Origin of the sequence: Spirosoma foliorum, from assembly GCF_014117325.1 — a bacterium.
Lineage (GTDB): Bacteria > Bacteroidota > Bacteroidia > Cytophagales > Spirosomataceae > Spirosoma > Spirosoma foliorum.
The window spans coordinates 7,871,138-7,882,500 of record NZ_CP059732.1 but is presented as its reverse complement, the minus strand read 5'-3'; the positions used below and the strand labels follow the sequence as shown (position 1 = coordinate 7,882,500).

At 46.4% G+C, this 11,363-nt stretch carries 9 protein-coding genes and 1 tRNA gene (1 of these 10 cut by a window edge); 6 read left to right on the top strand and 4 right to left on the bottom strand.

Annotated elements, in window-relative coordinates; all coding sequences use genetic code 11:
• Positions 1-474 carry the end of a metallophosphoesterase family protein gene (locus H3H32_RS33290; protein ID WP_182460019.1) on the top strand. The gene continues 753 nt to the left of window position 1, outside the view, so only the last 474 of its 1,227 coding nucleotides appear in the window; its start codon lies off the left edge, out of view; the stop codon is at positions 472-474.
• Positions 471-3,581: an AAA family ATPase gene (locus H3H32_RS33285; protein WP_182460018.1), complete on the top strand. Its 3,111-nt coding sequence runs from the start codon at positions 471-473 to the stop codon at positions 3,579-3,581. Before H3H32_RS33290 ends, H3H32_RS33285 begins: the two co-directional genes overlap by 4 nt.
• Positions 3,582-3,708: 127 nt before the next feature.
• Here the strand turns inward: H3H32_RS33285 and H3H32_RS33280 are convergent, their stop codons facing one another.
• A complete protein-coding gene (locus H3H32_RS33280; RefSeq protein WP_182460017.1) occupies positions 3,709-4,449 on the bottom strand; it encodes a nuclear transport factor 2 family protein in 741 nt (246 codons plus the stop codon).
• A gap of 337 nt (positions 4,450-4,786) precedes the next feature.
• Between H3H32_RS33280 and H3H32_RS33275 the strand changes: the two genes are divergently transcribed.
• The gene (locus H3H32_RS33275) at positions 4,787-5,809 is read left to right on the top strand and encodes an alkaline phosphatase D family protein (RefSeq protein ID WP_182460016.1); all 1,023 of its coding nucleotides are present in this window, start codon (positions 4,787-4,789) and stop codon (positions 5,807-5,809) included.
• Positions 5,810-5,912: 103 nt separating this feature from the next.
• Here the strand turns inward: H3H32_RS33275 and H3H32_RS33270 are convergent, their stop codons facing one another.
• From H3H32_RS33270 to H3H32_RS33260, 3 genes are all read right to left on the bottom strand, one after another.
• Positions 5,913-6,728, bottom strand: coding sequence for an enoyl-ACP reductase FabI (locus H3H32_RS33270; protein WP_182460015.1), 816 nt, complete (start codon positions 6,726-6,728; stop codon positions 5,913-5,915).
• Between the two features lie 93 nt (positions 6,729-6,821).
• A complete protein-coding gene (locus H3H32_RS33265) occupies positions 6,822-7,859 on the bottom strand; it encodes an alpha/beta hydrolase (RefSeq protein ID WP_182460014.1) in 1,038 nt (345 codons plus the stop codon).
• Positions 7,856-9,277 carry a methyltransferase RsmF C-terminal domain-like protein gene (locus H3H32_RS33260; RefSeq protein ID WP_182460013.1) on the bottom strand — a complete coding sequence of 474 codons (1,422 nt, stop codon included), beginning with the start codon at positions 9,275-9,277 and terminating at the stop codon, positions 7,856-7,858. The genes H3H32_RS33265 and H3H32_RS33260 overlap by 4 nt, the downstream gene beginning before the upstream one ends.
• A 47-nt stretch (positions 9,278-9,324) precedes the next feature.
• Here H3H32_RS33260 and H3H32_RS33255 point away from each other — a divergent pair, with 47 nt between their 5' ends.
• From H3H32_RS33255 to H3H32_RS33245, 3 genes are all read left to right on the top strand, one after another.
• A complete protein-coding gene (locus H3H32_RS33255; RefSeq protein WP_182460012.1) occupies positions 9,325-9,837 on the top strand; it encodes a KdsC family phosphatase in 513 nt (170 codons plus the stop codon).
• An 87-nt stretch (positions 9,838-9,924) separates the two neighbouring features.
• Positions 9,925-11,196, top strand: coding sequence for an adenosylmethionine--8-amino-7-oxononanoate transaminase (bioA, locus tag H3H32_RS33250; RefSeq protein WP_182460011.1), 1,272 nt, complete (start codon positions 9,925-9,927; stop codon positions 11,194-11,196).
• 54 nt (positions 11,197-11,250) lie between these two features.
• Positions 11,251-11,323, top strand: a tRNA-Gly gene (locus H3H32_RS33245).
• Positions 11,324-11,363 lie beyond the last annotated feature (40 nt).

The window sequence follows — 11,363 nt, the reverse complement described above, 5'->3', positions numbered from 1 at the left end:
CCTTGCCCTGTTATATATAGTAGTAGCCCTTTGGCTTATAGTTTTGCGGAAGCCGATCAACAGAAGTATGTTGTTTTGATTGATGCAGAACCCAATCAGGCAGTAACTATTACACCGATTCCACTTAAAGCAGGTAAGCGTTTATTACGACCAAAATTCAAACTTGTTACCGAAGCCGTTGAGTGGCTTCAGGAAAACCCGAACTGTTTCGCAGAAATTACCCTGCAAACTACAACGTATCTGACCAGCGAGGAACGTCGGCAGCTTCAGCAAGCGCATGAGTCGTTAGTGACCATTATTCCTGATGTGCGTATTGTAGATGAGCCGGAGCAGGAAACAACACCTGCTATTGATCTTACGCAGAGTATGGAAGCTCTATTTACAAATTATTTCAAGAGTCGAAACAAAGGGCAAGAGCCTAATGGCCGCTTACAGCAATTGTTTCGAGAGATTTTAGCAACTGAACCTGAATGATACCTATTAAATTATCCATTCAAGGTCTCTACTCGTATCAGGATCTTCAGGAGATTGACTTTCAGAAACTGACCGGATCGAGTGTGTTTGGCATTTTCGGGAAAGTGGGCAGTGGTAAAACGTCGCTGCTGGAAGCTATCAGCTTTGCCTTATATGGCGAAACGGAGCGGCTAAATAGCCGAGATAACCGACAGTATAATATGATGAACCTGAAGTCGAAGCATTTGCTTATTGACTTCGAATTTCAGGCAGGCCCCGATCAGCATATATATAAGTTCACGTACGAAGCGAAACGGCATCCGAAAAAACACCACGAGATTGGCCCCGGCGAACGGCGAATGTTTGTCCGCCAAGAAAACGACTGGCATCCAATCGGAAATGAAAAAGAGGATATTTCGGTACTCTCGAAGCAGATTCTGGGCCTGGATTACGAGAATTTCAAGCGTACGATTATCATTCCTCAGAATCAGTTTCGCGAATTTCTGGAACTTAGTCCCACTGAGCGGACTAAGATGATGAATCAGCTGTTCAAACTAGAACAGTACGATCTGGCTGGACGGATAGGGAAATTGAGCAAATCTAATGATGATCAACTAGCCGAACTTCGCGGATTATTAAGTCCGTTGGAAGCTGTTACGCCTGAGGCTATCACACACGCCGAGGCAAATATTGCCTCCAGCATGGATGCTGTTCGAGCAAAGGAACTCGAAATAGAGCAGTTGGAACCCAATGAACAACAGCTGTTGCATTCCCAAACCCAAAGCCAGAAGTTGGCAAGCGTGCAGCGAGAATTAGTAAGTTTGCAAACACTGGAAATCAATTATAATCAGCTTCGGCAGACGATTGCCTTATATGAAACATGTCGGCTTGTGTTTCAGGCCGATTTGATAGCGCTTCGAAAATTGCAGGATAAACAAACCGGTCTGATTGACGCGAAAACTAAAGCAGCCAAGCAGTTTGCCTTAACAGAGAGTCGGTTAGTTAGTGTTCAATCGGTTTATGAGGCTACGAAAAAAGCCTATGAAAGTCGAGGCCAATTGCAACAACAGATCGATGAGTTAGACACGGTCCAGCAGTTACGAACGTTGCAGGAATCGATTGAACTCCAGACGCGCAATCGTCAGCAACTAGCGACTCGAATTGAACGACAAAAGAAAGAGTGTGATAGTCAAAAAACACAGCGTCAAACGTACCAGACCCTTATCGACCGTTTGCTTGGACAACCCTCCCAACTAGAACGTCTGTATCAGGCAGAAAAATGGTTTGCCGTTTATAAGCCACTGAAAAAGCAGGCTGATGACTTACAGAAACAGTTAGTTGAGTACGAAACAGCGATTGAGCAAATCAAACACCAAAAAGACCAGGCGCTGACAGGTTTCCCTGAAGAGTGGGCCTCGTTTACCTTGAAAACATTGCCAGCGCACATTGATACCGCGTTGGAACAACTAAAAGGCATTCGTAAAGACCGCGAAAAGGTTTATCAGCAGGCATTCGTAAAACAGGAATTAGCCCATTTTGCCGATTCACTGACTGATGGTGCCCCCTGCCCTCTTTGCGGTTCCGAGCACCATCCGGCCAGACACGAAGCTATTCAGGATACATCGAAGGCCGATTTAATTCAGCAGGAGGTATCGAAAAGTGAAGCTGCACTGAACAAAGTAAATCAGCGTATTGATGATACGACTGCGTTACGATTGCTCATCGAAGGGTTAGCCAAAGATCTTCGGACAGCTTTAGATAACAGCAAACGGCTTATTCAGGAACGCACCGAAATAGTCCGTCAATTGACCGAACATGAAGATCAGTTCATTTGGCATGAGTTCGACAAAAACCAGGAAGACGACCTGACGGGTACTATTCGTCGGGAAAGCGAACAGCAAAAGCAACTTCAGGATGGGCAGAAGATCGTTAGGGAGTTGAGCCGACAAATCGAGGATATCGAAACTGTATTGCGCGATGAGGAAAAAAAGCGGAATGAGTTCGATACAGCGATTGCTGGTCTGAGTGGCCAATTGAAACGGGAAGTTGAATCCCTTGCCTATTACCGTCTTTCTGAGGTTGAGAAGTGGGATTTGCGCCAGATTAGTGATTTGCGAAGCGCTCTCAATCGAGCCTACGAGCAAACGAAGACCAATTTTGACGAAGCCGATAAGCAGAAATCGGATGTCGAGAAATCACGAGCAACGTTAGCGGAACAACTTCAGCAACTGAGCAAGCAGTTGACCGACCAGGAGACGGAAATTCAGGCAGTAGAATTGACCCTTGCTCAAAATCTGGTCAGGGAATCTATGACTCGTGAAGTCGTTGAACAAGTGCTGCAAAGTAATCTGGACATTGATCAGGAAAAGCAACGCATTCGTGAATTTGACAAAAAACGGGCTGGTTTAGAGAAGCAAATCGCCGATTTGGAAATTGAGCTGGCCAAACACCCGTTTGATCCAACTGCGCTGGCAACTGTACAAAGCCAACTCAAGCTGTTGCGAGACCAAAAAGACGGTTTAAATAAAGAGTTCGGGCGACTGGCCAATGTGCTGACAACGCTAAAACAGCAATGGACTCAGAAACAGGAGCATCAGAAACGGTATGATGCGTTAGATCTTCGTAAGCAGGATTTGAAGAAAATGGACGAAATGTTTCGGGCGCAGGGCTTTGTCAACTATGTTTCATCCGTTTATTTGAAAAACCTCTGCGAATCGGCTAATGATCGTTTCTTCAAGTTGACTAATAGTCAACTGAAGCTTGAACTAGATGAAAAAAACAATTTTCAGGTACGCGACTACCTCAACGGGGGCGAAACCCGGAGTGTAAAAACGCTGTCGGGTGGTCAAACCTTTCAGGCGGCTTTATCGCTGGCGCTGGCGCTGTCTGACAATATTCAGCATTTGACCAAAGCGAAGCAGAATCTATTTTTTCTGGACGAGGGGTTTGGTACTCTGGACAAAGATTCGCTGCAAACGGTCTTCAAAACCCTAAAGGCGTTACGCGCTGAAAATCGGGTGGTGGGAATTATTTCACACGTTGAAGAACTACAACAGGAAGTGGATATGTACATACGCGCCGAAGCTTCGGAAAATGGGAGTCGGATTAAGCGGAGTTGGGAAGAGTAAAAAGCTGGCGCGGGCATTTGCCCGTGCCTTTTCATTTAGCCAGCATTCGCTGGCACCTAAATAGCCAATAGAGTCAGCGAATGCTGACTAGATAAAAGGCGCGAGCAAATGCCCGCGCCAGTTCTATCTACAAAGCAATCTGCTTCACTCCCCACTGCTCAACTACTTTCCCGTCATTCAAACGGAAAATAGTATAGAACGTAGCCGCCTTTGAACCTACTTTCCCCTCAGCTTGCACGACTACAAAATCGCCTTCGCCAATAACATGGGCTACTTTCTCTACGATAAATTGATCCGATGTCTGATGGAAGTAAGCTGTTAATCCAGCGATGCCATTTTCAATTTCAGGAATGTGCTGGATTAGGTTAGCATCAACAAAATCGGGAAGTGCTTCTAGTTGGCGCTTGATATAAACCTTTTCAAAGAACTCCGACACCAGGGCTTTGTTGTTTGCTACCTGCCCGTTATCCTCAATCGGCAACGGGCCGTCCATCATGGCGTTACCATTTCGGGTTGTTTCGGGCTGATCTTCAATAGCATCCCAATGCTCAGTTACCTGCCCGTTTCGAAATCGGAACAGGTCAACTACGACTTTCTGCTTATCACCCCAACCGAAACTCATGTTCGTTACAACATAGTCTCCTTCGGCAATTAGGCGCAGAAAAGGCGTTGAGGTACTTGCTGGTTTCGGCATTTGCTTCATGTAGGCCAGTGCTTCCAGAAGTCCCTCTTTTCCTGGCTTAACCATCGGACTATGTTGAATGTACTCGTCTGCTATTATTTGTTTCGCAAAATCGAGGTCGCCCTGACTAACTGCCCGGCGGTAGAAATCGCGGATGATGGATTTATTTATTGCTTCTTGTTGCATGATCTGCTTGTTTGTAGTAATCGTTTTGGAACACGACAAAATGAGGGCGACACCTACGCATAGGAAGCCCGAGATGAAATGATGAAATTTCATCGGTAGAGAATTATAAGGATTGAGAAATGACCAAAAACTCACCCCAAAAATAGGACGAGTCAACGCTGCCCCGTGTTGGGCAGTCTATACCGAAAAGCATTATCCTACTAGATAGGAGCTTTCGGCGCAGGTCAGTGATATGTGATGATAATCTTCAGGGTGGTAAAGTTATCAAATCTTTAATTACTCTGGGAAACGGCAGCGCTTTTTTACTTTTACCGAATCAATCATCAAACTCATTCCGATGAAAAAACTTATTACGCTTTTCCTCTTCGGCTGCATTGTACTAACCGGATGCCGTACACCGAAGTCGGGAACGGCTACATCATCAATCCAGAAGCCCATTACTACTATCGCCTTTGGCTCATGCAGCGACCAAAAACGGCCTCAGCCACTGTGGGATGATATTGTGGCGCAAAAACCGGATATCTGGATTTGGCTGGGCGACAATATTTATGGCGATTCGGAAAGCATGGATACCCTGCGGGCTAAATATGCCCGTCAAAAATCGAATCCTGTTTATCAGCAATTACGGCAATCCACCCCGATCATTGGCGTTTGGGATGACCACGATTACGGAGTTAATGATGGTGGCAAAGAATATCCCAAACGAAAAGAGAGCCAGCAGGTTATGCTGGATTTTCTGGATGTGCCCACCAATAGTCCATTACGAACGCAGGAAGGGGCTTACTCCATAAACACATATGGCCCAAATGGCCAACGGGTAAAAGTAATTCTATTAGATGGCCGCTACTTCCGAGACCCATTGAAGAAGGAAAACAAACAAAACGTACCCGATCCATCGGGCGATATGCTAGGCGAAACGCAGTGGAAATGGCTGGAACAACAATTAACCAACTCTGATGCCGATGTGCATATTATTGGTTGTGGTATTCAATTCTTGCCAGAAGAACATATCTACGAGAAGTGGGCCAATTTTCCAACCGCCCGCCAGCGCTTCCTGGATTTGATAAGCAAGACAAAACCCAAAGGCGCGATGCTTATCAGCGGTGATCGCCACATGGCAGAGGTTTCGAAGGTAAGTATACCGGGTTTACCCTATGATCTGTACGATATAACCAGCAGCGGCCTGACCCACGTTTCGGCCCCGCACGAAGAAGCGAATCGCCATCGGGTTGGTAAAATGGTCACAGAACTGAACTATGGATTAATTACAATTGACTGGAATGCCAAACCTCTAACGGCTACTGTTCGGATCAATGGCGATAACCAGACGACGTATCTTACTCAGGAGATTAAGTTTTAGGAAAAGGACAAAAGGAAGGAGCGGGAAGAAAGGAAAACATGCGTTGAGCAATGTGTATCCCTTTCTTCCCGCTCCTCCCTTTCGTCCCTTTTCCCCCCTGTGTTTATTCCTTCGTAATCAAGGACATTACCTCTTCCGAGATCCCGGTCATTGAGAAACCGCCATCGTGGAACAGGTTTTGCATCGTTACCATACGCGTCAGATCAGAGAAAAGTGTGATCACATAATCAGCACATTGATTGGCGGTCGCATTTCCGAGAGGAGCCGTTTTATCAGCGAAATCGAAGAATTTATCGAATCCCCCAATGCCACCACCCGCTTTCGTTGGTGTTGGAGATTGCGAAACCGTATTTACACGTACATTACGATATTTACCATATTGATAGCCAAAGCTCCGGGCAATGGACTCCAACGCAGCTTTTGCATCGGCCATGTCGCCATAAAATGGAAATGTCCGTTGTGCCGCCATGTAGGTTAAAGCAACAATCGAACCCCATTCATTGATAGCATCCTGCTTATAGGCTGTCTGCATCATTTTGTGAAAAGACAGAGCCGAAATGTCGATACTTTGCTTATACCACTCGTAGTTGAGGTCGGTATAGGCTTTTCCTTTCCGCACGTTTGGGCTCATGCCAATACTATGCAACACGAAATCCAGTTTACCGCCGAGGATTTCGGTTGATTTGGAAAACAGATTTTCGATGTCTTCAACCGAAGTGGCGTCTGCCGGAATAATTTCGGCATTACACTGTTCAGCCAGTTCTTTGATAGCCCCCATGCGCATAGCAATCGGCGCATTGGTCAACGTGAAAGTGGCCCCTTCTTCTTTCGCTTTTAAAGCGACTTTCCAGGCAATTGAGTTTTCGTCTAAGGCACCCGAAATGATGCCGCGTTTTCCGTTCAGTAATCCGTAAGCCATGTTTTTCTAATGATGAATGATGAATGATGAATGATGACCAACTAGTGTTCCAGTGAATCCCAATCCATTATTCATTAATTGCTCAAAGTTAGGTTATTTTTTTGGGTGAAGGGCTACAGTCGCCGTTGATGCTGGTGCAGATGGTAACTTTAAGACATCGGTCATGAATTTCTCAGTGGCCTGATAAACACCCGTTAAGTCTTTCGATGTGAAATGAGATGCAATTACGTGAGCATCTGCATTGGGGAAATCGACTTTCTCTTTTTTATCGGCGGGTGTCCCTAATTCGTCGAACATCTCCAGCATGGCGGGTACCGACACAACCTGATCCTGATGCGCGGTATCTTTATAGTAATAGCCCATAAATACGGGCTGCTTCACTTTCTGAAACTGCTCGGGCGTCATAAACTCATCGAGCATCGTTTGCAGCGTAATCAGACCGTTTGTATGATACCGAGGCAGCCAATATTTAGCCCGTTCGTTATCGTAATGGCTATTAATGAAGTATTCGCCTTGAAACACCTGATCCAGAATTTGCTTCCCCCAGGGCTTGGTGGCCAATTTTAAGGCTGGATTAGCCGTTGCAATACAAGGCGAGTATAAGATTAACGCATCTATTTCAGGATGATGCGCAGCTAGATAAAGCGACAACATGCCCCCCGCCGATGTACCCATGACAATCACTTTTTCGCCCAACGCTTTACCGATCGCTAGCGCCCGTTCGGCAGAGGCCGCATAATTCGATGGCGTAATTTCCTTAAACGCATCCGGTGAACTTATGCCATGCTCTGCTGTACGGGCGAGGTATAAATTACAGCCGAAGTGCCTGGCAATCTGTTTATGAACCGGATCGCCTTCTGCCCAGCTTGCCGAAAAGCCTGGAATGTATACGATGCTATAAGGCGTTTTGACTTTATGCAGACTATCGGCCCAAACAATGCGGGCTTCATTGTCGGGCCGTAGGTTAGATTTTCGCTCTGACTCTGCAATACTTTGTTCCAGCTTCACCAGATCTGGATCAAGCGTAATTGGTGCATCTTTAATAGGGTCAGAATGAGCCGATGGGCCAAGTAAATAACCGACCGCCATAACCGCCAAGAGCAAGCCTAAAATCAGAACAAACCGTTTCATACGTATTCTTTTATATCCATCCGAATGCGCCAATCTTTCGGCAAATAGTTATTCACCCGGTTGCCCACTCCTTTTACCCAACCCAGATTCAAGCCATTGTACTTAACCAACAGCCAGCCCTTCACTGGTTCATCGAACACCAGATTCTCTTTCTTAAAGTATCGTAACGCGTTTTCTTTACTTAATTCAATACTCGGCAGATTCTGATTAATGGCCGTGCTGAGCGCTAGTGCGTGAGAAGGAATAAAGTCTTGTCCTTTAAACTGCCCCATTTCCAATCCGAAACCTTTTTGGCGAATAGCAACATCGAGGAACAGAAACGTTTTTTCTAATGCTTTCGGCAAAGCCATTACATCGCCATTCGGTTTTTCCCAGAACGAAAAATCGGCTGGATTTTGCAGCCATTTCGATGCTATTGCTGTTTCGCGAGGTCGTAAGGCCCGGATACTGCGGAAAGTACGCGCATCCAATTTCACCGGAGCCGTAAATGCCGTTTTCTTAAAAACACTAATGAAAAAACCTTCACCCTGTACCCGATGCGGGTAACATTGATACCCAACAGCCTCTCCCGTTTCCGAGTCACCAGCTTCTCGCTCCACTACATTCCAATCAGCAGGCAGAATCAAGGGAATATTTCTGAAGCCATTTTCGGTCAGAAATCGGACGTTCTCCGCGTTTTCAGTATCGTTATAAGTACACGTGCTGTAAATCAGGATACCGTCTTTATCCAGTAACGTTGCCGCTGCGGCCAGAATCCTCTTTTGGCGCGCCGAACAAAGTTGCACATTCGCTTCTGACCACTCTTGTATAGCATCGGGATCTTTTCGAAAAAGTCCCTCACCAGAGCAAGGCGCATCGACGACGACCACATCAAAAAAGCCCGCCAGATTAGCCATATCTTCCGAATCATGATTGCTAACAACGACATTTGGATATCCCCATTTATCGAGATTTTCACGCAAAACCGAAACCCGACTTCGAATTACTTCATTGCACATCAGCAAACTATCGGGATGTAAAGCCGAGGTCAGCAAGGTACTTTTCCCGCCCGGCGCAGCACACAAATCCAGAACCCGCAACGGGTGATTTACATTAACAGTTTGTCGTACTACATCATGGAGCAACATCGACGAAGCCTCCTGAACGTAATAAGCACCTGCCTGAAACAGGGGATCAAGCGTAAAATTGGGGCGTTCGGGCAGATAGAATCCAGCAGAACACCAAGGCACAGGTGTCAAGTTAGCTGTGTCATAGCCATTCTTACGTGGATTCAGACGAATGCTTATGGGTGAAGGTCCCATCAACGCAGACTGGAAATCAGGAAATTCCGTAGTCAGTTGCGCCTGCATCTGCGCCTGGAACTCCTGGGGCAATTCAACCTGGGGCGACCCAGTCCAGGACGGGTTTTGATCATTCATGCAGCAAAAATACGGAACTGTCGGGCGGTTTTCACTAAACTTGTAACATGGCAGCAACACAAGAGCGATTTACCAAAATCAAGACCTTCATTTTTGATGTCGATGGTGTTTTGACCGATGGTAGCGTTAATCTATTAGCCTCCGGCGAACGCTTCCGAACGGTACACATCCGCGATACCTATGCTATTGAACAGGCACTGAAAGCAGGCTTCCGGGTAGCCATTCTATCTTCATCTAATGCCGACGGTGTCCGTAACTGGCTGACGAACATGGGCGTAAAAGATATTTTCATGGGTGGCCCATCCGACCAGAAAGTCAACGCCTACCTCGGTTATATTGCTCGCGACGGCCTGAACGAATCCGAAGTTTTATATATGGGCGACGACCTCCCCGACTACAAAATCTTGAGCCGTTCGGACGTACTAAGTACGTGTCCGTCTGATGCCGTTAGCGAAATAAAAGGCATTTGCCAATACATATCGCCCAACGCAGGCGGCCATTGTGCTGTTCGGGATGTGATTGAGCAGGTAATGAAAGCTCAGGGGAAGTGGGGTGTTTAATCTTAATGGATAATGAATAATGTACAATGGGAAACACTCACCCCATTCATTATTCATTATCCATTTTACATTATCCATTAGTTATAAATGAACAACTTAGCAGAACGTGATAAGGCTGTTATCTGGCATCCATTCACACAAATGCAGACGGCGCCAATGCCGATACCTATTGTACGAGGTCAGGGATCAGTATTATATAGTGCCGACGGTCGTGAATATCTGGATATGATTTCGTCGTGGTGGGTCAATTTGCATGGTCACGCGCATCCGTACATTGCGCAACGGGTAGCAGAGCAATTACAAATCCTTGAACACGTCATTTTTGCGGACTTTACCCATCCCACCGCCGTTGAGTTAGCCGAGCGATTACTCGCCATTTTGCCCCAAAACCAGAGCAGGGTATTTTATTCCGACAATGGTTCAACTGCCGTTGAGGTTGCTCTGAAAATGGCCTTTCAATATTGGCATAATTTGGGCAAACCGCGCCGTAAAGTTGTGGCTTTCGAGAATGCTTACCACGGTGATACGTTTGGAGCAATGGCCGTCAGTGGGCGTAGTGCCTTCACTGCTCCGTTTACCCCTTTCTTGTTCGATGTGGAGTATATACCTGTTCCTGTAGCGGGTCAGGAGGAAGCCGTTCTGCAACAAGCTGCTACGCTTTTTACTGACGAAGTAGCTGCTTTCATTGTAGAACCACTAGTACAAGGGTCCGGAGGTATGAATATGTATGAGCCTACTGCTCTGGACAAACTGTTTCAGCTAGCCCGCCAACATGGTTCGCTCATCATTGCCGACGAAGTAATGACTGGTTTCGGCCGGACGGGACGGTTATTCGCATCGGATCATTTGCAGGAAAATCCCGACCTCATGTGCTTATCGAAAGGGTTAACTGGTGGAACAATGGCGTTAGGGGTAACGACGTGTACGCAAGCCATCTACGATGCTTTTCTGTCGGACGACAAGTTCAAAACGCTTTTCCACGGCCACTCATTTACGGCCAATCCGCTTGCCTGTACGGCAGCTTTGGCCAGTATGGACTTGCTCCTACAGGATGAGACGCAGGCAAATATTCAGCGTATTTCCCAAAAACATACTGAATTCGCAAAGCAGTTAACAACTTACTCAACAGTCGACACCATTCGGCAACACGGGACATTATTGGCCTTCGATTTAAAAGCTGGCGAGCAGACATCGTATTTCAATAGTATCCGGGATACGGCCTACAATTTTCTGCTTGAAAGCGGTATTCTGATGCGCCCATTGGGCAATGTTTTATACCTGATGCCGCCTTATTGTACCACAGATGAGCAATTAGCGTATACGTATTTCCAGATAAGCAAACTGGCTCAAACGATCTGACTACCAGGGCTTGACATTGTGATTTTAAAGAATCAACTTTGTTATCGTAAACAAGCGGGAGTAGCTCAGTCGGTAGAGCGGCAGCTTCCCAAGCTGCAGGCCGTGGGTTCGAGACCCATTTCCCGCTCGCCCATAACTATATGAAAAGTAGCCGGTTAGCCGAAAGG